Consider the following 21,975-nt stretch of genomic DNA (forward strand, 5'->3'; position numbering starts at 1 on the left):
TTTTAATTGGCCCACCGTCAGGGTAGGTCGAGAGGATAATATTGGAAGGTGTGCGTTTTTGAAAAACGATTAATAATGGCAATCACTGTGAGTTTTTCTCACTATAGCCTTTTCATTTCACACTCCACCCAGATACGCCTTCCTCACCTCCGGATCCTTCAGCAACGCCTCGCCGCTGCCGCTTAACCGAATCTGCCCGTTAACCATCACATAGCCGCGGTCGGACAACTTCAGCGCGTGGTGCGCATTCTGCTCGACCAGAAAAATCGTCATTCCGTTACGGGCCAGTTCGCGCAGCGTCTGGAAAATCTGTTTAACCACGATTGGCGCGAGGCCGAGGCTGGGTTCATCCAGCAGCAGAAGTTTAGGACGGCTCATCAGCGCGCGGGCGATAGCCAGCATCTGCTGTTCACCGCCGGAGAGCGTCATCGCCCGCTGGTTACGTCGCTCCTTGAGGCGGGGGAAGAGGTCGAACATGCTTTGCATATCTTCCGCTGCATGCTGATTGCCGACGGGGATTGTCCCCATCAGCAGGTTCTCTTCTACAGACATATCCGGGAAAATGCGTCGTCCCTCAGGTGCCTGCGCGATGCCACCGGTGGCAACATAGTGGGTGGATTTGTGGCTGATATCCTCGCCGCAGAAGAGGATCTGCCCGTTGCGGATCCGGGGCTGACCAAAGACAGACATCAGTAATGTTGACTTCCCCGCGCCGTTAGCGCCAATCAGGGCCACGGTTTCCCCTTTGTTAACCTCAAGCGAAACCTGCTTCAACGCCTGGATCACCCCGTAGAAAACATCCACATCCTGAAACTGAAGCATCGGTTCGCTCACAGATTTACCTCGCTTTCGTCGGTGCCCAGATACGCGGCAATCACTTTTTCATTGTGCTGGATTTCAGCCGGTTTACCTCTGGCAATCACATCGCCATGATCGAGCACAATGATGTCATCCGAAATGCCCATCACCATCCCCATATCATGCTCGATCAGCAAAACCGTAATGTCATGGTGGTCGCGCAGGAACCGGATGATCTCACTCAGCTTGTGCGTTTCCACCGGGTTCAGGCCGGCAGCAGGTTCATCGAGACAAATCATCTCCGGGCCGGTACACATGGCGCGGGCGATTTCGAGGCGTCGTTGCTGGCCATAGGACATTTCCCCGGCCAGACGGTTCGCGCAATCCACCAGATCCACCACCTCCAGCCAGTAAAACGCCCGGTCCAGCGCATCGTTCTCTGAGCGACGATACGCAGGGGTGTTCAGCACCCCCGCCAGCAGATTGCGGTTGACGCGCATGTGCTGTGCCACCAGCAGGTTTTCCACAACGGACATCTCGCGGAACAGGCGGATGTTCTGAAAAGTGCGCGCAAGACCCGCGCGGTTCACCAGATGCGTGCCGCCAAACATCTTATAGAACAGGCGTTGACCAAGTTGCGCCGGGTTGAGCCAGTCGCCCGGCTGGAATTTCTGGCCGAGCACCTGAATGACATTGGTGGTTTTATTTCGTGCATTGAACAGAATGTTGCCGCCGGAGGCCCGGTAGAAACCGGTCAGGCAGTTAAAGACGGTCGTTTTTCCCGCGCCGTTAGGCCCAATGAGTGCGGTAATGGAGCCGCGCTGCACCTCAAGATTGACGTCGTTTAAGGCCTTGATCCCGCCGAAGTGCATCATCAGATGTTCTACACGTAAAATCGTTGCGTTCATGGCGCCACTCCTTTACGCACGGCAAATCCGCTGCGGTTGATGCGGATCAGACCGCGAGGACGCCAGATCATCATCACCACCATCAGCATGCCAAACAGCAGCACGCGATATTCCGCAAAGCTGCGCAGCAGTTCCGGCGTGACGGTCAGCACAAAGGCGGCCAGTACGACGCCGACGGTGGAGCCCATCCCGCCCAGGACCACAATGGCGAGGATCAGGGCCGATTCAAAAAAGGTGAAAGAGGTCGGGTTAACAAACCCCTGGTAGGTGGCAAAAAACACCCCGGCGATACCTGCCGTCGATGCGCCCAGGGTGAAGGCCGAGAGTTTGACCAGAACGTGATTCAGCCCCATGGAACGGCAGGCAATCTCATCCTCACGGAGCGCTTCCCACGCCCGTCCAATGGGCATTCGGGTCAGCCGGTGTTTAATGTACAGCACCAGCATGACTACCAGGAACAGCACCGCATAGATGAAGATAAACTTCAAGTTGGGGTTATAGGTCAGGCCGAAGAACTCGTGGAAGGGGACGCCGCCTTCTTTGGCGCGTCGGCCAAACTCCAGGCCAAAAAAGGTCGGGGCAGGGGCTGAAACGCCGTTAGGCCCGCCGGTGAAGGTGAGCCAGTTGTTCAGCACCAGGCGGATGATCTCGCCAAACCCGAGCGTGACGATGGCGAGATAATCCCCGTGCATGCGCAGCACCGGAAAGCCGAGCAGGGCGCCCGCGCCCGCGGCCATTAGCGCCGCCAGCGGCAGCATGCTCCAGAACCCAAGCCCCAGATACTGATACCCGAGCGCCAGCCCGTAAGCGCCGATGGCATAGAAGGCGACATAACCCAGATCCAGCAGCCCTGCCAGGCCAACAACAATGTTCAGCCCAAGACCGAGCAGGACGTAGATCAGTCCGAGAATGGCAACCGTCAGAACGTATTTAGTGGCCACAAACGGGAAGCAGATCGCCAGCGTGACAATCAGCGGAATGATCCAGCGCATGCGGCTTTTATACGCCGGCGGCCGGACATACACCCCCGCATTGTCGGATTCAAACCGCGCCTGTAAACGTCTTCCGGCCGCCGTAGCTGAAAAGGCGCTCAGCAAAAAACGTCCCACCATCACCGTGCCTACAATCCACGCCAACCGCTGGCCGTCAAAGGTAAAGCTGTAACCATCCAGTATCACGCCCGCAATCGGGCCGAAAATGATCAGGGCGATCATTCCGGAAAAAATCGAGTCCAGAATGCAGCGCTTCAGGGAAAAACCGTCAGAGGTCATCGCGTTGTTCCTTACACTTTAGCCACGACAGGGCGGCCCAGCAGCCCCTGAGGACGGAAGATCAGAATTAAGACCAGCAATCCAAACGAGAACACGTCTTTATAATCCGAGTTCACCATCCCGGAGAATTGCGCTTCTGCGACGCCCAGAATCAGCCCGCCAAGCATCGCACCGGGCAGGGAGCCGATGCCGCCCAGCACCGCCGCCGTAAAGGCCTTAATGCCGATAACGAACCCGACGTAAAAATCAAAGGTGCCGTAATTCATGGTGATCAGCACGCCCGCCAGCCCGGCCATCGCTGCGCCGATAACAAACACCAGCGAAATAATTCTGTCGGTGTTGATACCCAGGATGGAGGCCATCTTACGATCCTGCTGTACCGCACGGCACATGCGTCCTAAGCGGGTACGGTTGATAATCCAGGTCAGCACCAGCATGCCCGCGAACGAGGCGATGAGAATAAAGACTTTGGTATAGGTTATCTGGACAAACCCTTCGCCGAGGTGAAAACGCAGCACGCCATCCAGCATGGTCGGCACGCCCTGCTGGCGCGGGCCCTGGCTGAGCTGGACGTAGTTTTGCAGTATCAACGACATCCCGATGGCCGAAATCAGCGGTGCCAGACGCGTCGAGTTGCGTAGCGGCTTATAGGCGATGCGCTCAATCGTCCAGCCATAAACGCCGGTGACCACGATGGTGAAAACCAGCGTCCCCAGGATCAGCAGCGGAAAGGAGTGGAGTCCAAAAAACGCCAGCAGGGCCAGGCCAATGGCCGAGAGATAGGCGGAGATCATATACACTTCGCCGTGGGCGAAATTGATCATACCGATGATGCCGTACACCATGGTGTAGCCGATGGCGATAAGACCGTAGACCGAACCCAGCGTTAAGCCATTAATTAATTGTTGCAGGAAGAATGTACTCATGGTCGCGCACCTGAATAAAGGGTTACGCCGACAGTCAGACCTGCCGGCGCTGAGCAGATTCCGTCCCGTTATGGCACTTCTTTATATTTGCCTTTGTCATCCCACTTATAGACCACGTAGTCAGAGACTTTGAGGTCACCTTTGCTGTCCCAGGCTTTTTTACCCATCACCGTGTCGACAGGGTTGGCCTTCAGCCACTCGCTGGCTTTTGCGGAATCCGTCCCTTTCGTGGCCTTGAATGCCGCCGCGATAGCCTGCACAGACGCGTAGGCGTAGAGGGTGTATCCTTCAGGTTCAAATTTACCGGTGCGGAATTTCTCGATGACGGCTTTTCCGTCCGGGATCAGGCGCGGATCTTTACCGAAGGTCATGTAAATACCGTTGGTGTATTGCGCCCCACCGGCGGCGGTGACCATCTCTTCATTGACGATACAGTCTCCCGAGAAGAACTTCGCCTGCACGCCCTGTTCACGCATCTGGCGAACCAGCGGGCCCGCTTCCGGGTGACAGCCTCCGAAGAACACCACGTCCGGTTTTTGTGCGCCAATTTTGGTCACCAGCGCGTTAAAGTCTTTCTCCCCGCGGGATAACCCTTCGTACATCACCTCCTTCACGCCGCGTTTCGCCAGCGCCGCCTTAGTGGCGTCCGCCAGCCCCTGGCCGTAGGTGTCTTTATCGTGGATGATGACCACCCGTTTGGCTTTCAGCTTATCAAGAATGAAATCGCTGGCGACCTGGCCCTGCTGGTCGTCACGTCCGCACATGCGAAATATATCGCTCATGCCACGTTCGGTAATAAGCGGGTTCGTTGAGCCGGGGGTGATGGAGAGGATCCCGGCATCGCTGTAGACCTCGGAGGCGGGCATGGTCGACGAGGAGCAGAAGTGGCCGACGACCGCTTTCACCTTATCCTGATCAACTAAGCGGTTGGCAACGGCGACGGCCTGTTTGGGCTCGCAGGCGTCGTCGCCCTGAACCAGTTTGATTTTCTCACCGTTGATCCCGCCGGCGGCGTTAATGTCTTCCGCCGCCTGCGTAGCGCCATGCCAGTATTGATCGCCGTAGGTTGCGTTCGGGCCTGTGAACGGCCCGGCCACGCCGATGACGATATCGGCCTGCGCGGAAAAGGCCGTCACCAGACAACCGGCCAGCACCAGGGAGAGGGGAGTTTTGGTAAATTTCAGCGACATTATTATGTTCCTTAGCAAAGAGGTTTTTGCACCAGGTATAAACCCGAACGCCTGATGGCATCGTAAATCCAAAAACAAGAGCGAGAACAAAATGCACTTTAGAAGCAATCTCATGCTTAATACGGCGAGGATCCCACGCACCGCGAAGCGCGCAGAACATTAAGCAAAAAGGTTGCCAGAATGGTTAATCCCTTGACCGGGTCACAACACGTTGAGTATAGAGCGCCGTTTTATGCGCCTTTGCGGGATGAGATGAATTTACAGCGGAGATCACATCTCCTTAACAACAAAGCCCATAAGTTGTGCAACGGTCACGATTTGCACGTTTTTGCAGCAATAAAGACCTAAACTTCAGATAGGCACGCGCGGCGATATATGTCAGGATCGTTTTTTTTATCAGGAGTATCAGCAATGGCTGAAGGCCCATTAAATGAAAGCGAGATGGCGTGGCTGGAAGAGACATTAATCTCTTACGGTCACGACGATGCATCCGTGATTGACGTGTCCGAACTGGACGGCATGCTTACCGCAGTACTTTCCGGTCCCGTCGTGGTGGAGCCCGACACCTGGCTGGTGGCGGTCTGGGGTGGTGAGAAGTATATTCCGCGCTGGAAAAACGATCGTGAGATGAACCGTTTTATCGATCTCTGCTTTAAGCACATGAACGATATTGCCGAGCGTTTGAGCGAATACCCGGATCAGTTTGAACCGCTGTTTGGCTATAACGACGTTGACGGTCAGAGCTATACCGTGGTGGAAGAGTGGTGCTATGGCTACATGCGCGGCGTGGCGCTGACGGACTGGTCATCCCTGCCGGAAGCGCTGGAAGCGGACCTGGCGGTGATTGCCCTGCACGGGACGGAAGAGAGCAGCGAGAAGCTGGATGCGCTGACCGAAGAGGAGTACATGGCCAGCATCGAAAGCATTCAGCCTGCGGCGCTGCGTTTGTATAACTACTGGGTGGCTAACCCGCAGCAGCCGGAAGCGAAAAAGCCGATCGTTAACGGGTCGAAGGTGGGGCGTAACGACCCGTGCCCGTGCGGGAGTGGGAAGAAGTTTAAAAGCTGCTGCCTGCACTGAAAAAAGGGGCTATTCATAGCCCCTTTTTTTATCCCACTTCCGGCAGCATCCCCGCTGCAATCAGCACCTGCACCAGAATAATCACCACCCCACAACCAAACACCACGCACAGCATTGGCGTACCGCCCGCTACGCGATACCCCTGCTGCGGATGTTGCTGGCGGCTCTTCCACGCCAGCAGGGAAGGCAGCAGCAGGGCCAGTACCGATAACGCCACGCCAGCATACCCCAGCGCCATCACAAACCCGCGCGGGTAAAAGAGCGCGAAGGCCAGCGGCGGCAGGAAGGTCATCGCCCCCGTCTGTAAGCGTCCGGCAACGGTATTGCGACGCTGGAACAGATCCGCCATATAGTCAAACAGGCCAAGCGCTACGCCGAGGAAGGAGGTTGCCAGCGCCAGGTCTGCAAACAGATGTACCGCCAGCTCCACGTGTGAAGAGGCCACCACGTTACGCAGGGCAACCAGGAATCCATTCAGACCAGAATGCTCTGCCATCAGGCCGATAAAGGTATTGGAATCAATACTGCCCAGCGTCACCAGCTGCCAGAACAGGTAAGCAATCAACGGAATGGCGCTGCCGATAACAAAGACGCGGCGCAGCTTGCGAATATCACCGTTCATATAGCTCACGATGCTCGGCACGCTGCCGTGAAAACCGAAGGAGGTGAAAATAACCGGGATGGCCGAAAGCGCCAGACCTTTCTCCAGCGGGAGGGAGAGCAGGTTAATCTTGTGAACATGCGGTGCCAGCAGCACCAGCATCACAATCAGGAAGAGAATTTTGGCGCTGAACAAAAAACGGTTAAACAGATCGACCAGCGATGTGCCCGCACAAACCACGCCGCCACCGATCAGCGTAAAGACAATGGCGCCTGTTTCCGGTGAAAGTGACGCACCGAAGCCGTCATTGATACTTGACGCAATCAGCTCCCCGGCGCCGCTGATGTAAGCGGCAGTCAGGGCGTACATCAGGAACATCATGCTGAAACCGGTGATCCACTGCCCGTAGCGTCCAAGATAGCGTGCAGCCAGGGAGCCTAAGCCAGTATCGGCAGGGACATGCTGATAAACCTCCAGCAATAATAGCGCGGTGTAACACATCAGGGCCCACAGACCGCCAAGCAGCACTACGGTAACCCCAAACCCGACGCCGGCGGCAGCCAACGGCATGGCCAACATTCCTGCGCCAATTGTCGTTCCGGCGACGATAAAAATACTTCCCAGAGTTCTGTTCTTCACGCTTTCCTCTACAACGCTTCCATACCGCGACTCATTCTGCGGCGCAGAGTAAGGGAAAAGCACCATCTCGTCAAATCACCGTTACATAGGGTGTAATAATTAATTTACAAAAAGAAAAGGGTAACCTGAGCCAGCGCAAAGCGTGCCGTAGAGGGAACGTTTAGTCTGCTTTTTATTTGCGAGAGGTAACCATGTCAATTCACGGACACGACGTGCTGAATATGATGATTGAGTCAGGTGAGCGCTATACGGAGGAGAGTCTGGTTGAGGCGATACATGCCCGCTTTGGCGAAGCGGCGCGTTTCCATACCTGTTCAGCTTCGGAGATGACGGCCGCGGAGCTGGTGGCGTTTCTGGCGGCGCGCGGAAAATTCATTCCAGCAGCAGACGGATTTTCCACTCACGAAAGTAAAATCTGCCGCCATTAAATAATGCGGTGCTGAAAACTCAGCACCGCTTTTCTGTTAATTCTGGGTATCGAGCGTCGACAGCTCTTTATCAATGAAGTACAGACCTTCCCCGGATTTACCTGCCAGAGATAATTTATCCAGCACGGATTTAAACAGCTTCTCTTCTTCGTGCTGTTCAGCCACATACCACTGAAGGAAATTAAAGGTTGGATAATCCTGGCTGGTCATGGCGGCATGAGCCAGTTCATTAATTTTCTGGGTGATCAGCTGTTCATGCTCATAGGTGGCGCGGAACAGTTCATCAAGAGAGCCGTATTCGGCAAAAGGCGATGCCACGTTATCAATGCGCGGCAGGCTGCCAGTGTCCGTCAGGTAATCAAACAGACGCTGCATGTGCGTCATCTCTTCCTGGGCATGACGACGCAGGAAGGCGGCCGCCCCTTCAAAGCTGTGATAGCTGCACCAGGCGCTCATCTGCTGATAAAGCAGGGAAGAAAAAAGCTCAAGATTCATTTGCGCATTGAGCTTGTCGATCATTTCAGTTTTTAACATGGTGCAGCTCCGGTTTATTAATTCTGGTTCACGATGAGCGACACTATAATTTGTTATTTAATTATTTGCAAAAAGTAAAATAAATATTTCTTTATTAAAAATACGAATGGGAATAAAACGCATTGCCGCCATTTATATTTATTAATGAGAATTGTTTTAGTTCTTATTAAATAAACTGCCAGCGTGACTGGCAGTAGCGGTTAATACCACGGATTCTGGCTGGAAGAGGTAACAGCATATCCCTGACATTTATACTGAATGGTCACACTTTCGTTCAGACAGAGTGAACCGCTGATCAGGGTGCAGGTTTTAATTGGCTGCCCGTAGGCTGACGCAGTGGCGTAGCCCATATGTTGACAGGCTTTGGTTGCCGTACCGTTATTAACATACTCATCAGACCAGGCGTTTTGCAGCATGGCCTGGCCATAGTCGAGGCGCACAATTCCGTTTGGGGCATCCGTACTGCTGACTTCTGCCTGACGGTTGATACTGCATCCGGCGAGCAACAGGATCGTTCCGGCTATGATTACACGTTTCATGGTTCACTCTGCGTGACGGGAAATACGCCATTGTAACCAACGCGATGGTACGCAATGGCTGGAATAGCCGGAGGATCTGCCCTCTCACTGTGCAACGAGCCGGGCCAGCGCGCGAAATTGTGAGCGCATCTTTATTTTTTAAAACAAGTTTTCACTTAATTTGAAAGTGCGTTTGTTTGATAGTAAGGTTAAGTTGAAAAGGTATCCACAGCGGGATCGCCCGCCATGCATTCAGGAGAGACAAGATGAAAATTGCACTGATGATGGAAAACAGCCAGGCCGCTAAAAATCCCATCATCCTTAATGAGCTGAAAGCCGTTGCTGATGAGAAAGGTTTTCCGGTCTATAACGTCGGTATGAGTGATGAGAACGATCATCATCTCACCTATATTCACCTGGGCATCATGGCGAGCATTCTGCTTAACGCTAAAGCCGTTGATTTTGTTGTTACCGGCTGCGGTACCGGGCAGGGCGCGCTGATGTCCCTGAACATCCATCCGGGTGTGATTTGCGGTTACTGCATCGATCCTGCGGATGCTTTCCTGTTTGCGCAAATCAACAACGGTAACGCGCTTTCTCTGCCGTTTGCGAAGGGCTTCGGCTGGGGGGCAGAACTGAACGTACGCTTTATCTTTGAGAAAGCGTTTACCGGACGCAATGGCGAAGGCTATCCACCAGAGCGTAAAGAGCCGCAGGTGCGTAACGCCGGGATCCTGAACCAGGTGAAAGCGGCGGTGGTGAAAGAAAACTATCTGGATACCCTGCGAGCAATCGATCCTGAGCTGGTTAAAACCGCCGTATCAGGCCAGCGCTTCCAGCAGTGCTTCTTCGAGAACTGCCAGGACAAAGAGATTGAAGCCTTCGTGCGCGGTATTGTTGGCTGATTTACTTTGCCGGGCGGTGCGTTGCCTGCCCGGCAGATAGCGTTACTTTTTCGATGAGACCGCGCTGCCCGCATCTTTGGTCAGACGCAGCGTGTCAACCATTCCCACCAGGCAGATCAGCGCGATTGCCACAAATGCCAGCCGGAAGCTCATTCCCGGCATACCGGCAATCCCCATCGCCTCACTGACTTTTTCCCCGATACGAATACCAATCGCCCCGAGCGTGATCCCAAGCCCCACGGCAAGCTGCGTTGCGGTTGAAAACAGGGTATTGGCATAGCTCATCTGCGCCGATGGCACATCCGCAAAAGCCAGCGTACTGATGGCTGTAAACTGAATCGAACGGAAAACGCCGCCCAGATAAAGGATCAGCATGATGAGCCACGCGGGCGTCTGCGGCGTAAGAAACGCGCAGGCCAGCAACGCCAGGACATTCAACGCACCGTTAATCAGCAACAGCCGCTTAAACCCCAGGCTGCGGATAAGCGGCGTCGTCGCCGGTTTAATGGTGAGGTTGCCAACGAAAACCGCCAGCACCAGCAGGCCAGAATGGAACGCGTCCATGCCAAAGCCGACCTGGAACATCAGCGGTAACAGGAACGGAACCGCGCTGATGGAGGCGCGAAACAGCGATCCGCCGTACAGGGTGACGCGAAACGTCGGCACCTGCATCGCATCGAGCCTGATCATCGGCCAGGTTGCCCGCTTAAAGTGACGCAGCGCCAGGCTTAAGGCGACGACACCGACGATAAACAGCGTGGCGGTTAATCCTGTTCGCAGAGGCTCTGCGCCCATCAACTCCATCGCATAAACCAGGCTCACCATGGCAAGGGTGGTGACAACAAAACCCGGTAAATCAAACGGTCGGCGCGTATCTTCATGCAGGTCTGGAATGATGCGCAGCGCCAGCAAAATGGCGATTATCCCCAGCGGCACGTTAATAAAGAAGATCCAGCGCCAGTCGGCATAGCTGGTAATGAACCCACCCAGCGGCGGGCCGATGATCGGCGCGACCAGCGCAGGCCACGTCAGGGTGGCGATTGCCGTGATGAGCTGATGTTTTGGCGTGGTGCGTAGCACGGCCAGGCGACCTACGGGCACCATCAGCGCGCCACCCATGCCCTGGAGGACGCGCATCGCAACGAACTGATCGAGCGTGGTGGACAGGCCGCAAAATACCGAGGCCAGCGTGAAGATCGCCAGCGCGAGGGCAAACACTTTTCGCGCGCCGAAGCGGTCGGCGATCCAGCCGCTGGCGGGGATCAGTACGGCCAGGGTGATCAGATAGGCGCTGATGCCGATATTCAGATCCACCGCCTGGTCGCCGAAGCTTTTTGCCATATCCGGCAACGCGGTGGCGATCACCGTCCCATCCAGAAACTCCATAAAGAAAGCACCGGCCACCAGCAGCGCCGCAGGCGATAATCCACGGCTCTCTTTGCCGGATACGTTTTCACTCATTCTCTTCCTGCCCGCTCAAAAAATTTTATAAACATTTACTGGAATTTATAAGCCTGTAACGTGCGGATTTATCATGGCTTTTTTTAACAAACCAGCAGCACTGAGGGTTTAATAACCGTGATGCAGGTCACAAAATGGTTGATTTTTGTGATGGTGGTCATATTATAAGCGTATTGACAATAACACCTGCATAACACGTTACTGGAGCAACATAATGAAACTGCGCAAAATCCTGAAAAGCATGTGGGCAAACTACTGCACAACGTTTAAAGACGTCCCACCGGGTGCGATGTTCTGATAAAAAAACCTGCTTCGGCAGGTTTTTTTATGTCTGCGGACGACGAGAGGGAGATGGAAGGGCGTCTGTTTTGCTACTATGGCGCCCTTTGAATAAGGAGAACCCCATGTCACAAAACCTGAGCGCCGATCAGGAACTGGTATCTGACGTCGTCGCCTGCCAGCTGGTTATCAAACAAATCCTTGATGTGATTGACGTTATCGCGCCGGTTGAGGTACGCGAAAAGATGTCGACCCAGCTGAAAAACATCGATTTCACCAACCATCCTGCTGCGGCGGACCCGGTTACGCTCCGCGCGATCCAGAAAGCGATTGCGCTGATTGAACTCCGCTTCACACCGCAGGGTGAGTCACACTAAAATAAACCGATGTTTTAAAATTAGAAACTCTTTTCTGCTTTTACGTCGAAGGGCGACAGAGCCTGTCGCCCGCAGAAGGATCAGAAGAACGTCTGCACCAGCAGATAGCTCACCACGCAGGCACAGCTGACGCCAATCAGCCCCGGCAGAATAAAGCTGTGGTTGATGATGAATTTACCGATGCGGGTGGTGCCGGAGCGATCGAACCCGATACAGGCCAGATCGCTCGGATAGGTGGGCAGCACAAAGTAGCCGTAGGATGCCGGGAAGAAGGCCACCAGCATTTTCGGATCGATGCCCAGCATCAACCCCATCGGGGCGACCGCGGTCAAGGCCGCAGCCTGGCTGTTGACCAGTTTTGATACCAGGAACAGCACGATGGCATACGTCCAGGGATGACTTTTCACCACCCCCTCCAGCGCCATTTTCAGCTCGTCGAGATGCGCCTGAAAAAAGGTATCGCTCATCCACGCCACGCCAAACACCGAGAAAATCGCGACCATCCCCGCCTTAAATACCGCCCCGTTTGAAATGGCCGACGCATTCACCTTGCAGGTCATCAGCATGATGGCCCCGGCGATCAGCATCATCATTTGAATGACAAGGTTCATCGACAGGGCTGTCATTTTCCCTTTGATCTCAAACGCCGGACGCAGCTCGGGCAGCGCACCCAGCAGGACCACTACGGCAATCCCGGCGAAGAAGATCCACGTGGACCAGTAGGCCTGTTTCGGGAAACGTTGATCCATCAACGTCTCCGTTCCTCCATAGATAAACTCCCGCTGTTTCGGATCTTTCAGCTTTTCCTGAAATTCGGGATCGTCTGCGAGGTTTTTCCCGCGACGCAAGCTCCACAGTGCCGCAATGGCGACGCCAGACAGTGAGGCCGGTACGGAGACCGCAAGAATTTCAAGGATCCCCCACGCGTGGCCGATACCGTGCTGCGCACCAAGAATCGAGACCAGCGAAACGACGGCCACGGAAACGGGGGAGGCGGTGATCGCCATCTGAGATGCCACCGAGGCCACCGCCATCGGCCGTTCCGGGCGTATGCCTTTTTTCAGGGCGATATCCGCGATAATGGGAAACATGGTGTAGACGACGTGCCCGGTCCCGCACAGGAAGGTCAACATCCAGGTGGTAAACGGTGCGAGAAGGGTGATGTGCTGGGGATGTTTACGCAGCAGGCGCTCTGCAAACTGCATCATTACATTCAGGCCACCGGCGGTCTGTAGCGTGGCCGCACAGCCGATGACGGCGAGGATCGTGAGCATCACGTCAACCGGCGGTTTACCGGGTTGCAGACCAAAGACAAAACTCAAAACAAACAGGCCGATGCCGCTTATCAGCCCCAGGCCCATCCCGCCGAAGCGGGTGCCTATCAGCAGGCAGAGGATAATGACAATAAACTCAATGGTGATCATGATGCTCCCTCGTTAATGAATGTAATTAAACAAATCATTACACGATGTATGGTTATTCATTGGGAGCAAGATCTGATTTGTTAAATGTCAGCAAAAGCAGGGAGTTGGTACCCACTCCCTGACGGGAGTGGGTGAAGGGACTTAGTGGTGACGGGAGTGGGTGAAGGGACTTAGTGGTGTTGCACGGTAGCAATGTCGAGAAGATGGCGGTCCGTCTGCTCCAGACAAATCCCCGCGCGTTTCGCGTTGCGGATTTCATCTGCGAGCGTCTTCAGCATCATGCCATCCTGCTGCTGCTCTCTGTCCATATCACGTAAAAACTTGAGGGTAATGATGTCCCGTTGCGCTTTGGCTTCATCAGCCAGTTTGCTCAGCTTCGCACAGCGTTGCTCATACTCTTCGAGCGTTTTCTGAAACAGTTCTTCCAGAGAAGTGTAATTATCTTCAATCGTTTCAAGCTCTTTGACGGTAGGGTTTGCCCCGACAGCTTTCAAAAAGTTAAAGACGCGCATCATGTGCGTGACGTTACTTTGCGCCTGAGTACGAAAGAAGGTGGCAGTGCCGTTGAGGCTTTTTCTGGAACACCACGCGCTCAAATGCAGATGCAGATTTGAAGCATAAAACTCCAGGTTCATCTGGGCATTCAGTTTTTGCATCATCGTTTGGGTAGTCATTCTCATATCCTTATTGACTGTGGGACTTGATGTCCGCTACTTAACCTGACCCAGCAGGTATTGACGATTGAATGGCAGAAATAGATTTCTGCAAGGTAAAAAACTCGAAAATTCACTTCCTGTGTTCGATTTAAATAAGCATACGCTTCTCTTTGACTTAAGAAAACTCTTAATAAGGCTGTGTTTACCATACATTACAAATTTAAATATAGCCCAGAATAGAAAGAGGGTTAAGAGATTGTATTTAATATAACTTGTTGATTTTAATGGGTGTGAAATTAATATCGCTCATTTTTATCGTTTCAGGAAACGTTCTTTGGCGGGAAATTCTGTAAAAGTGTTAAATCAGAAATAATATCTGCAAATATATCCTGTCGTATCAAATTTGAGCTAAATCAATTTTCACTCAATATACGGTTCTGTGATCGCGTCGCAAGATTGTGATCTGATAAAGAGTGAAAATGAAACACTGTTTTACATCGTTTCATTCGTTGAGGTTTATGATGGCTAACGTTGCGGTGCTGCTGGCACCCGGTTTTGAAGAAGCAGAAGCGATTATCACGATTGATATTCTGCGGCGTTTACAGATTGAAGTGGAGACGCTGGCCTGTGCGGAGTCCCGTGCGGTAGTGAGTTACCACAATATCCCCATGGTGGCTGACAGTACGTTAACGGAGCGCATTAATACGCTGTATGACGCAGTCGTGTTGCCCGGTGGGCCGCAGGGGAGCGTCAATCTTGCGGCTAGCAAGCAGGTGCTCCGCTTTGTTTCCGCGCATGACGAGCACGGCAAACTCATCTGCCCAATCTGCTCTGCGGCCGCGCGGGTGCTGGGCGGTAACGGGCTACTGAAGGGGCGTCGCTACGTCTGTTCCGGCGATCTCTGGCAGAGCGTTGATGAGGGAGTATATGTGGATGCGCCGGTCGTTGAGGATAATAACCTCATCAGCGGCAAGGGGCTGGGGCACGCTTTTGACTTTGCGCTGACGCTCTCTGCTCGTCTGTTGGGTGACGACGCCCCCGTGCGCGATCATGCTGAACACATCTATTACCGCTGGTAATTTTTCTGCCGGGCGCTAAGGCGTCCGGGTTACAGGGATTTCTTAGCTGACCTTATGGATAATCCTGCTTAACTCCCTTCCATTTGTAGGACAATTACGTCCTTTTTTATGTCATTTTTCGCTGAATTTATGTACGCAATTACTGTAATTCTGCGGTGTGATGTCGCTCTCTTATGGATGATTAATTTCCCGCTAAAACTATCTCCAGCAATAACGCTTATGACGAGGTAAGCGCTAATGCCTTGTTTTAAGTCCGATTAAATAAGTTGTTCGCCATTATTCCCTACAGATAAGAATGCTAAAGCTGGAGTTTACCATGCACAAATTTACTAAAGCGCTGGCGGCCATCGGCCTGGCTGCCGTTATGTCACAATCCGCTATCGCTGAAAATTTAAAGCTCGGTTTTCTGGTTAAACAGCCGGAAGAGCCGTGGTTCCAGACCGAATGGAAATTTGCTGATAAAGCCGGAAAAGATTTGGGATTTGAGGTAATTAAAATCGCCGTACCTGACGGTGAGAAAACGCTGAACGCCATTGATAGCCTGGCGGCCAGCGGCGCGAAAGGTTTCGTTATCTGTACGCCGGATCCAAAACTGGGGTCAGCGATTGCCGCGAAAGCGCGCGGTTACGACATGAAAGTGATTGCGGTGGACGATCAGTTCGTGAACGCCAAAGGTAAACCGATGGATACCGTTCCGCTGGTAATGATGGCGGCCACTAAAATCGGTGAGCGTCAGGGCCAGGAGCTCTACAAAGAGATGCTAAAACGCGGCTGGGATGTCAAAGAGACCGCCGTGATGGCCATTACCGCTGACGAGCTGGACACCGCCCGTCGTCGTACCACCGGGTCCATGGACGCCCTGAAAGCGGCTGGCTTCCCGGAAAAACAGATCTACAAAGTTCCGACCAAATCCAACGATATTCCGGGCGCCTTTGATGCGGCGAACTCCATGCTCGTCCAGCATCCGGAAGTGAAGCACTGGCTGGTGGTGGGGATGAACGACAACACCGTGCTGGGCGGCGTGCGTGCAACGGAAGGCCAGGGCTTTAAAGCACCGGACGTGATCGGGATCGGCATCAACGGCGTTGACGCCGTGAGCGAACTGTCTAAAGCGCAGGCGACCGGTTTCTACGGCTCTCTGCTGCCAAGTCCGGATGTCCACGGCTATAAATCCAGCGAAATGCTCTACAACTGGGTGACCAAAGGGGTTGAGCCGCCGAAATTCACCGAAGTGACCGATGTGGTGCTGATCACCCGCGATAACTTCAAAGAGGAGCTGGCGAAAAAAGGACTGGGCGGTAAGTAATACGCTGTGATTGCGCCCCTCACTCACCGTGAGGGGCCAGACGTACACACTACAGGAATCACGGAGTCGTTATGCAACAGTCTGATCCGTATCTCTCTTTCCGCGGCATCGGTAAAACGTTCCCCGGTGTAAACGCGCTGACCGATATCAGCTTCGACTGCTATGCCGGCCAGGTTCACGCCCTGATGGGGGAGAATGGCGCGGGAAAATCCACGCTGCTAAAAATTCTCAGCGGCAACTACACGCCCACCACCGGCACGCTGGCTATTCGCGGCGAAGAGGTGGCCTTTGCCGACACCACGGCAGCGTTAAATGCGGGCGTCGCTATCATCTATCAGGAGCTGCATCTCATTCCTGAAATGACCGTGGCGGAGAACATCTATCTGGGCCAGCTTCCGCATAAAAGCGGCGTGGTCAACCGCTCGCTGCTCAACTATGAAGCGGGCTTGCAGCTCAAGCACCTTGGGCTGGATGTCGATCCGCAAACGCCCCTTAAGTATCTCTCCATCGGCCAGTGGCAGATGGTGGAAATTGCCAAAGCGCTGGCACGTAACGCCAAAATTATCGCTTTTGACGAGCCAACCAGCTCGCTCTCGGCGCGTGAAATAGAAAATCTCTTTCGCGTGATCCGCGAGCTGCGCAAAGAGGGCCGCATCATTCTGTACGTTTCTCACCGAATGGAAGAGATTTTTGCCTTAAGCGATGCCATCACCGTGTTTAAAGATGGCCGCTACGTGCGCACCTTCACCGATATGCAGCAGGTCAACCATGACCAACTGGTGCAGGCGATGGTCGGACGCGATCTGGGGGATATTTACCACTGGAAACCGCGCGAGTATGGCCTTGAGCGTCTGCGTCTGGATAACGTCAAAGCCCCGGGCGTGCGCACGCCCATTTCACTCTCGGTGCGCAGCGGCGAAATCGTCGGGCTGTTTGGCCTTGTGGGGGCAGGGCGCAGCGAGCTGATGAAAGGGCTGTTTGGCGGCACCCGAACAACCCAGGGCCAGGTTTTCGTCGACGGGAAAAAGGTCGATATTCAGAAGCCTGCGCAGGCGATTAACGCGGGGATTATGCTCTGCCCGGAGGATCGAAAGGCCGAGGGCATCATTCCGGTGCACTCGGTGCGCGACAACATCAACATCTCTGCCCGGCGCAAGTTCATCCGCGCGGGATGTCTGATTAACGACGGCTGGGAGGCGAGCAACGCGGATCACCATATCCGTTCGCTGAACATCAAAACCCCCGGCGCTGAACAGCTGATCATGAACCTGTCCGGCGGCAATCAGCAAAAAGCCATTCTGGGGCGCTGGCTGTCGGAAGATATGAAGGTCATTTTGCTGGATGAGCCAACGCGCGGTATCGACGTGGGGGCGAAACACGAAATCTATAACGTCATCTATGAACTGGCAAAACGCGGTGTGGCGGTCCTGTTCGCCTCCAGCGATCTGCCTGAGGTGCTGGGCGTCGCCGACCGCATTGTTGTGATGCGTGAAGGTGAAATTGCCGGTGAATTGCTGCATGAACAGGCGAATGAACAACAGGCGTTGAGTCTCGCCATGCCTAAAGTTAGCCAGGCTGTCGCCTGAGTAAGGAGTCAATGATGTCCTCTGTTACTACATCCGGAGCGCCGAAGTCGGCTTTCAGTTTTGGCCGCATCTGGGACCAGTACGGCATGCTGGTGGTCTTTGCTGCCCTGTTCGTCGCCTGCGCGATTTTTGTGCCGAATTTCGCCACGTTCATCAATATGAAGGGGCTGGGGCTGGCTATCTCCATGTCCGGCATGGTGGCCTGCGGAATGCTATTCTGCCTGGCCTCCGGCGATTTTGACCTGTCGGTTGCCTCGGTGATTGCCTGTGCAGGCGTCACCACTGCCGTGGTGATCAACATGACCGAAAGCCTGTGGATCGGCGTGCTGGCCGGGCTGCTGCTCGGCGTGCTGAGCGGCCTGGTGAACGGGTTTGTCATTGCGCGCCTGAAGATTAACGCCCTGATTACGACGCTGGCGACCATGCAAATCGTGCGCGGTCTGGCCTATATCATCTCCGACGGGAAAGCCGTGGGGATTGAAGACGAGCGCTTCTTCACGCTGGGCTATGCCAACTGGCTGGGTCTGCCTGCGCCAATCTGGCTGACGGTAGGCTGTTTGATCCTGTTCGGTTTCCTGCTTAACCGCACCACGTTTGGCCGTAACACGCTGGCGATTGGCGGCAATGAAGAGGCGGCGCGTCTGGCGGGTGTCCCGGTCGTACGGACCAAGATCATTATCTTCGTGCTTTCCGGGCTGGTATCGGCGGCGGCGGGGATTATTCTGGCGTCGCGTATGACCAGCGGCCAGCCAATGACCTCCATTGGTTATGAGCTGATCGTCATCTCAGCCTGCGTTTTAGGGGGCGTTTCCCTCAAGGGCGGCATCGGAAAAATCTCATATGTGGTGGCGGGGATCCTGATTCTGGGGACCGTGGAGAACGCCATGAACCTGCTTAATATTTCTCCGTTCTCTCAGTACGTCGTACGCGGCCTGATCCTGCTGGCAGCGGTGATCTTCGACCGTTACAAGCAAAAAGCGAAGCGTACCGTCTGATTTATTTTTAGCCATCAATATGCTCAACTATTAACCATAGTTGACCCCCTGACCGGCCCGCCAGTTTTGCTGACGGGCCGGTTGCCAAATGGCGAGCACCGTCACACTGTCTATACTTACATGGCTGTTTTGTTCACTGTAAGGAGGATTAGGGTGGCTGACTTGTTAACCGCACCGCCTGTACTGCCCGGAAAATTTGCTTTCTTTTTTGACCTCGACGGGACGCTCGCCGGGATTGAACCGCATCCGGATGACGTCGTTGTACCGGACACGGTGTTAGAGAATTTGCAGCAGCTCTCCCGACAGAACGAGGGGGCACTGGCATTGATTTCAGGGCGCTCAATGGCCGAGCTGGACGTGCTCGCCAGTCCTTATCACTTTCCGCTGGCCGGTGTGCACGGAGCGGAGCGCCGCGATATCCATGATCAACTGCATATAGTTTCACTCCCCGACACGCTGATTCAGGCGCTGCATACGCAACTCTCTTCGGCTCTGGAAATGCTTCCCGGTACGGAACTGGAAGCCAAAGGCATGGCCTTTGCGCTGCACTACCGTCAGGCGCCCCATCATGAGGCGGCGATATTTGCGGTGGCAAGAAGCGTGGCGGAAGCCCATCCGGAGCTGGCGTTACAGCCGGGTAAATGTGTGGTCGAGATTAAACCGGCAGGAATTAATAAAGGCGCTGCCATTGCAGCGTTTATGGCGGAAGCGCCGTTCAAAGGGCGTACGCCAGTCTTTTTTGGGGATGACCTGACCGACGAGGCCGGGTTCAGGGTGGTAAACCAGGCCCAGGGCATGTCTGTCAAGGTGGGATCTGGTGAAACCATTGCCGGATGGCGGCTGGAAAATGTCGCCAGCGTCTGGCAGTGGATATCTGACGTCGCTAACCAGCAACAACAACAAATAGCGCAAAACAACGGGAGAAATCATTATGGGTCGCTTAGTCGTCGTCTCTAATCGCATCGCACCGCCGGATGATAAAAAAGCCAGTGCCGGTGGCCTGGCGGTCGGGGTATTAGGTGCCCTCAAAGCCGCGGGTGGTCTCTGGTTTGGCTGGAGCGGGGAAATCAGTAATGATGAGAAACCGCTAAAAAAGGTGTCACGGGGCAATATCACGTGGGCCTCCTTCGCCCTGAGTGAGAAGGACTACGATGAATATTATTCCGAGTTCTCAAATGCCGTGCTGTGGCCAGCGTTTCACTATCGTCTGGATCTGGTGAAATTCCAGCGTGAATCCTATGAAGGCTACATGCGCGTTAACGCGCTGCTGGCAGATAAACTGCTGCCGCTGATCGAAGAAGACGATATTTTATGGATCCACGATTACCATCTGCTGCCCTTCGCCAGGGAGCTGCGTAAACGGGGTGTGAAGAACCGGATCGGCTTCTTCCTGCATATTCCGTTCCCGACCCCGGAGATCTTTACGGCGCTGCCGCAGCATGATGAAATTCTTGAAGCATTGTCTGATTACGACCTGCTCGGTTTCCAGACGGAAAATGACAGGCTGGCGTTCCTCGACAGCGTGTCGGGTAAAACCCGGCTGGTCACTCACGGCGGCAAATCTCACACCGCGTGGGGACGAAATTTCCATACCGAAGTCTACCCGATTGGTATTGAGCCAGACGAAATCGCCGAGCAGGCCTCTGGTCCGCTGCCGCCGAAGCTTGCCCAGCTCAAGGACGAACTCAAGCACGTTAAGAATATCTTTTCGGTTGAACGACTGGATTATTCCAAAGGGTTGCCGGAGCGATTCCTCGCTTATGAAACCCTGCTGGATAAATTCCCGCAGCATCACGGCAAGATCCGCTATACCCAGATAGCGCCGACCTCGCGCGGTGAGGTTCAGGCTTACCAGGATATTCGTCACCAGCTGGAGACCGAAGCAGGGCGCATCAACGGGCGCTATGGTCAGCTCGGCTGGACTCCACTTTTCTATCTGAATCAGCACTTTGAGCGCAAAATCCTGATGAAAGTGTTCCGCTATGCGGACGTCGGGCTGGTCACCCCGCTGCGCGACGGGATGAATCTGGTGGCAAAAGAGTATGTAGCAGCACAAGATCCTGCTGACCCGGGCGTGCTGGTGCTGTCCCAATTTGCCGGTGCGGCAAACGAGTTAACCTCGGCGCTGATTGTGAACCCTTACGATCGCGATGACGTGGCAAATGCCCTGAACCGCGCGTTAACCATGCCGCTTGCGGAACGTATTTCACGTCATTCAGAAATGATGGAGACCATCGTCAAGAATGATATCAACCGCTGGCAGGCGCGTTTTATTGACGATTTGCGCGCGATCCAGCCGCAAACTCAGGAAGGTGATCTGCAAAAAAAGATCGCGACCTTCCCTAAACTCGCCTGATTTTCTCCGGGGGCATTAATTGCCCCCGAGAGGCACCAGCAGGACATCCACCTGGCTTGACGAAACGATGGATTTTGCCGAGCATGCCGCCCGGGAAAAAAAGCTCTGGTTATGATTTCCGCAAATGACCAGGTCAACATTCTGTTTCTGACAAATGTCGAGAATATGTCCACTTAACTCGCCGGTGGCAATCACCGTCTGGTGGACAGGATATTTTGCCCGCTCAACCAGCTCGCGCAGAAATTGCTGCGTTTCCTCCTGAAGAACCTCACGAATATCTTCCAGCATTGGCGCTGCCAGTTGATTATACATTTCGGGTTCAGCAGCCAGGGTAATCAGACTTATGCGGGCATTATTCGGGCGGGCAATGGAAACGGCACGGGCGACGAGTTGATGACTTTCGGGGGAAACCGCAACAGAAACAAGAAGATGGGAGTAACTCATCACACACTCCTTTTATGTCAGAATGACACGTTTCTCAAGCTTTACCTCGAATCTGCCGCTTCTGCAAGAGGCACATGCGACAATAGTGTGAAGCTTATCATAATTATTCATTAATTATTCTTATAAGAAGAATAACGAAATGGGGACGCTAAATGAAAGTAATTAACAACTTAACGTAAATCACACATTTAGCCTTCCGTGCTGTTAAATCGCG

The 21,975-nt window shown here is 54.1% G+C and carries 23 protein-coding genes; 11 read left to right on the plus strand and 12 right to left on the minus strand.

What is annotated here, in order from left to right; translation table 11 throughout:
- Positions 1-117: 117 nt before the first annotated feature.
- The 5 genes from ACWKXX_RS08645 to ACWKXX_RS08665 form a co-directional block, all read right to left on the minus strand.
- Positions 118-834: an ABC transporter ATP-binding protein gene (locus tag ACWKXX_RS08645; protein ID WP_017384431.1), complete on the minus strand. Its 717-nt coding sequence runs from the start codon at positions 832-834 to the stop codon at positions 118-120.
- The gene (locus tag ACWKXX_RS08650) at positions 831-1,706 is read right to left on the minus strand and encodes an ABC transporter ATP-binding protein (RefSeq protein ID WP_015570244.1); all 876 of its coding nucleotides are present in this window, start codon (positions 1,704-1,706) and stop codon (positions 831-833) included. The genes ACWKXX_RS08645 and ACWKXX_RS08650 overlap by 4 nt, the downstream gene beginning before the upstream one ends.
- Complete coding sequence (gene livM / locus ACWKXX_RS08655; RefSeq protein WP_015570245.1) at positions 1,703-2,977, minus strand: high-affinity branched-chain amino acid ABC transporter permease LivM; 1,275 nt, start codon at positions 2,975-2,977, stop codon at positions 1,703-1,705. Before livM ends, ACWKXX_RS08650 begins: the two co-directional genes overlap by 4 nt.
- An 11-nt stretch (positions 2,978-2,988) precedes the next feature.
- A complete protein-coding gene (locus tag ACWKXX_RS08660) occupies positions 2,989-3,903 on the minus strand; it encodes an ABC transporter permease subunit (protein WP_003859667.1) in 915 nt (304 codons plus the stop codon).
- A 68-nt stretch (positions 3,904-3,971) separates the two neighbouring features.
- A complete protein-coding gene (locus ACWKXX_RS08665; protein WP_126499127.1) occupies positions 3,972-5,093 on the minus strand; it encodes a branched-chain amino acid ABC transporter substrate-binding protein in 1,122 nt (373 codons plus the stop codon).
- Between the two features lie 411 nt (positions 5,094-5,504).
- On the opposite strand from ACWKXX_RS08665, the gene ACWKXX_RS08670 reads away from it, so the two are divergent.
- Positions 5,505-6,173, plus strand: coding sequence for a YecA/YgfB family protein (locus ACWKXX_RS08670; protein ID WP_261666169.1), 669 nt, complete (start codon positions 5,505-5,507; stop codon positions 6,171-6,173).
- Positions 6,174-6,201: 28 nt separating this feature from the next.
- On the opposite strand, the gene tyrP is transcribed toward ACWKXX_RS08670, so the two are convergent.
- Positions 6,202-7,413: a tyrosine transporter TyrP gene (tyrP, locus tag ACWKXX_RS08675; protein ID WP_045342371.1), complete on the minus strand. Its 1,212-nt coding sequence runs from the start codon at positions 7,411-7,413 to the stop codon at positions 6,202-6,204.
- Positions 7,414-7,604: 191 nt separating this feature from the next.
- Between tyrP and ACWKXX_RS08680 the strand changes: the two genes are divergently transcribed.
- Positions 7,605-7,841: a YecH family metal-binding protein gene (locus tag ACWKXX_RS08680; protein ID WP_003859673.1), complete on the plus strand. Its 237-nt coding sequence runs from the start codon at positions 7,605-7,607 to the stop codon at positions 7,839-7,841.
- Between the two features lie 36 nt (positions 7,842-7,877).
- Here ACWKXX_RS08680 and ftnA read toward each other — a convergent pair whose 3' ends face one another.
- Both ftnA and yecR read right to left on the minus strand, forming a co-directional pair.
- Positions 7,878-8,375, minus strand: coding sequence for a non-heme ferritin (gene ftnA, locus ACWKXX_RS08685; protein ID WP_003859676.1), 498 nt, complete (start codon positions 8,373-8,375; stop codon positions 7,878-7,880).
- 200 nt (positions 8,376-8,575) lie between these two features.
- Entirely contained in the window at positions 8,576-8,914 is a 339-nt protein-coding gene (gene yecR / locus ACWKXX_RS08690) for a YecR family lipoprotein (protein ID WP_015570249.1), read from the minus strand.
- Positions 8,915-9,159: 245 nt separating this feature from the next.
- Here yecR and ACWKXX_RS08695 point away from each other — a divergent pair, with 245 nt between their 5' ends.
- Positions 9,160-9,798 carry an RpiB/LacA/LacB family sugar-phosphate isomerase gene (locus tag ACWKXX_RS08695; protein ID WP_003859680.1) on the plus strand — a complete coding sequence of 213 codons (639 nt, stop codon included), beginning with the start codon at positions 9,160-9,162 and terminating at the stop codon, positions 9,796-9,798.
- A gap of 42 nt (positions 9,799-9,840) precedes the next feature.
- Here the strand turns inward: ACWKXX_RS08695 and ACWKXX_RS08700 are convergent, their stop codons facing one another.
- Positions 9,841-11,259, minus strand: a complete 1,419-nt coding sequence (locus ACWKXX_RS08700) for an MFS transporter (protein WP_017384426.1) — start codon at positions 11,257-11,259, stop codon at positions 9,841-9,843.
- A gap of 214 nt (positions 11,260-11,473) precedes the next feature.
- Between ACWKXX_RS08700 and azuC the strand changes: the two genes are divergently transcribed.
- Positions 11,474-11,557 (plus strand): stress response protein AzuC, encoded by an 84-nt coding sequence (gene azuC / locus ACWKXX_RS08705; RefSeq protein WP_003859682.1) that lies wholly within the window; start codon positions 11,474-11,476, stop codon positions 11,555-11,557.
- Between the two features lie 106 nt (positions 11,558-11,663).
- Entirely contained in the window at positions 11,664-11,915 is a 252-nt protein-coding gene (locus tag ACWKXX_RS08710; protein ID WP_003859683.1) for a DUF2766 family protein, read from the plus strand.
- 80 nt (positions 11,916-11,995) lie between these two features.
- Here the strand turns inward: ACWKXX_RS08710 and ACWKXX_RS08715 are convergent, their stop codons facing one another.
- Both ACWKXX_RS08715 and ACWKXX_RS08720 read right to left on the minus strand, forming a co-directional pair.
- Positions 11,996-13,339 carry an anaerobic C4-dicarboxylate transporter gene (locus tag ACWKXX_RS08715; RefSeq protein WP_017693227.1) on the minus strand — a complete coding sequence of 448 codons (1,344 nt, stop codon included), beginning with the start codon at positions 13,337-13,339 and terminating at the stop codon, positions 11,996-11,998.
- A 170-nt stretch (positions 13,340-13,509) separates the two neighbouring features.
- Positions 13,510-14,013, minus strand: a complete 504-nt coding sequence (locus ACWKXX_RS08720) for a non-heme ferritin-like protein (protein ID WP_063863063.1) — start codon at positions 14,011-14,013, stop codon at positions 13,510-13,512.
- Between the two features lie 503 nt (positions 14,014-14,516).
- Between ACWKXX_RS08720 and ACWKXX_RS08725 the strand changes: the two genes are divergently transcribed.
- The 6 genes from ACWKXX_RS08725 to otsA all read left to right on the plus strand — a co-directional run bounded on the left by ACWKXX_RS08725 (position 14,517) and on the right by otsA (position 21,317).
- On the plus strand, positions 14,517-15,074 hold the full coding sequence (locus tag ACWKXX_RS08725; protein WP_047727142.1) for a DJ-1/PfpI family protein: 558 nt from the start codon (positions 14,517-14,519) through the stop codon (positions 15,072-15,074).
- Positions 15,075-15,390: 316 nt separating this feature from the next.
- The gene (araF, locus tag ACWKXX_RS08730) at positions 15,391-16,380 is read left to right on the plus strand and encodes an arabinose ABC transporter substrate-binding protein AraF (RefSeq protein ID WP_047727144.1); all 990 of its coding nucleotides are present in this window, start codon (positions 15,391-15,393) and stop codon (positions 16,378-16,380) included.
- Between the two features lie 71 nt (positions 16,381-16,451).
- Positions 16,452-17,966 (plus strand): L-arabinose ABC transporter ATP-binding protein AraG, encoded by a 1,515-nt coding sequence (gene araG, locus ACWKXX_RS08735; RefSeq protein ID WP_261666170.1) that lies wholly within the window; start codon positions 16,452-16,454, stop codon positions 17,964-17,966.
- A 14-nt stretch (positions 17,967-17,980) separates the two neighbouring features.
- Positions 17,981-18,961, plus strand: coding sequence for an arabinose ABC transporter permease AraH (gene araH / locus ACWKXX_RS08740; protein WP_003859689.1), 981 nt, complete (start codon positions 17,981-17,983; stop codon positions 18,959-18,961).
- 153 nt (positions 18,962-19,114) lie between these two features.
- Positions 19,115-19,918 carry a trehalose-phosphatase gene (gene otsB / locus ACWKXX_RS08745; protein WP_023303910.1) on the plus strand — a complete coding sequence of 268 codons (804 nt, stop codon included), beginning with the start codon at positions 19,115-19,117 and terminating at the stop codon, positions 19,916-19,918.
- On the plus strand, positions 19,893-21,317 hold the full coding sequence (gene otsA, locus ACWKXX_RS08750) for an alpha,alpha-trehalose-phosphate synthase (RefSeq protein WP_015570257.1): 1,425 nt from the start codon (positions 19,893-19,895) through the stop codon (positions 21,315-21,317). Before otsB ends, otsA begins: the two co-directional genes overlap by 26 nt.
- 15 nt (positions 21,318-21,332) lie before the next feature.
- Here the strand turns inward: otsA and uspC are convergent, their stop codons facing one another.
- Entirely contained in the window at positions 21,333-21,761 is a 429-nt protein-coding gene (gene uspC / locus ACWKXX_RS08755; RefSeq protein ID WP_017384418.1) for a universal stress protein UspC, read from the minus strand.
- Between the last annotated feature and the right edge of the window lie 214 nt (positions 21,762-21,975).

Source organism: Enterobacter sp. UPMP2061 (assembly GCF_053709615.1).

Excerpts from the sequence above, each read along its gene's own strand:
- ACWKXX_RS08650 (WP_015570244.1), bottom strand. The coding sequence starts at position 1,706 with ATGAACGCAACGATTTTACGTGTAGAACATCTGATGATGCACTTCGGC.
- livM (WP_015570245.1), bottom strand. The coding sequence starts at position 2,977 with ATGACCTCTGACGGTTTTTCCCTGAAGCGCTGCATTCTGGACTCGATT.
- ACWKXX_RS08660 (WP_003859667.1), bottom strand. The coding sequence starts at position 3,903 with ATGAGTACATTCTTCCTGCAACAATTAATTAATGGCTTAACGCTGGGT.
- ACWKXX_RS08665 (WP_126499127.1), bottom strand. The coding sequence starts at position 5,093 with ATGTCGCTGAAATTTACCAAAACTCCCCTCTCCCTGGTGCTGGCCGGT.
- ACWKXX_RS08670 (WP_261666169.1), top strand. The coding sequence starts at position 5,505 with ATGGCTGAAGGCCCATTAAATGAAAGCGAGATGGCGTGGCTGGAAGAG.
- ACWKXX_RS08680 (WP_003859673.1), top strand. The coding sequence starts at position 7,605 with ATGTCAATTCACGGACACGACGTGCTGAATATGATGATTGAGTCAGGT.
- ftnA (WP_003859676.1), bottom strand. The coding sequence starts at position 8,375 with ATGTTAAAAACTGAAATGATCGACAAGCTCAATGCGCAAATGAATCTT.
- yecR (WP_015570249.1), bottom strand. The coding sequence starts at position 8,914 with ATGAAACGTGTAATCATAGCCGGAACGATCCTGTTGCTCGCCGGATGC.
- ACWKXX_RS08695 (WP_003859680.1), top strand. The coding sequence starts at position 9,160 with ATGAAAATTGCACTGATGATGGAAAACAGCCAGGCCGCTAAAAATCCC.
- ACWKXX_RS08700 (WP_017384426.1), bottom strand. The coding sequence starts at position 11,259 with ATGAGTGAAAACGTATCCGGCAAAGAGAGCCGTGGATTATCGCCTGCG.
- azuC (WP_003859682.1), top strand. The coding sequence starts at position 11,474 with ATGAAACTGCGCAAAATCCTGAAAAGCATGTGGGCAAACTACTGCACA.
- ACWKXX_RS08710 (WP_003859683.1), top strand. The coding sequence starts at position 11,664 with ATGTCACAAAACCTGAGCGCCGATCAGGAACTGGTATCTGACGTCGTC.
- ACWKXX_RS08715 (WP_017693227.1), bottom strand. The coding sequence starts at position 13,339 with ATGATCACCATTGAGTTTATTGTCATTATCCTCTGCCTGCTGATAGGC.
- ACWKXX_RS08720 (WP_063863063.1), bottom strand. The coding sequence starts at position 14,013 with ATGACTACCCAAACGATGATGCAAAAACTGAATGCCCAGATGAACCTG.
- ACWKXX_RS08725 (WP_047727142.1), top strand. The coding sequence starts at position 14,517 with ATGGCTAACGTTGCGGTGCTGCTGGCACCCGGTTTTGAAGAAGCAGAA.
- araF (WP_047727144.1), top strand. The coding sequence starts at position 15,391 with ATGCACAAATTTACTAAAGCGCTGGCGGCCATCGGCCTGGCTGCCGTT.
- araG (WP_261666170.1), top strand. The coding sequence starts at position 16,452 with ATGCAACAGTCTGATCCGTATCTCTCTTTCCGCGGCATCGGTAAAACG.
- araH (WP_003859689.1), top strand. The coding sequence starts at position 17,981 with ATGTCCTCTGTTACTACATCCGGAGCGCCGAAGTCGGCTTTCAGTTTT.
- otsA (WP_015570257.1), top strand. The coding sequence starts at position 19,893 with ATGGGTCGCTTAGTCGTCGTCTCTAATCGCATCGCACCGCCGGATGAT.
- uspC (WP_017384418.1), bottom strand. The coding sequence starts at position 21,761 with ATGAGTTACTCCCATCTTCTTGTTTCTGTTGCGGTTTCCCCCGAAAGT.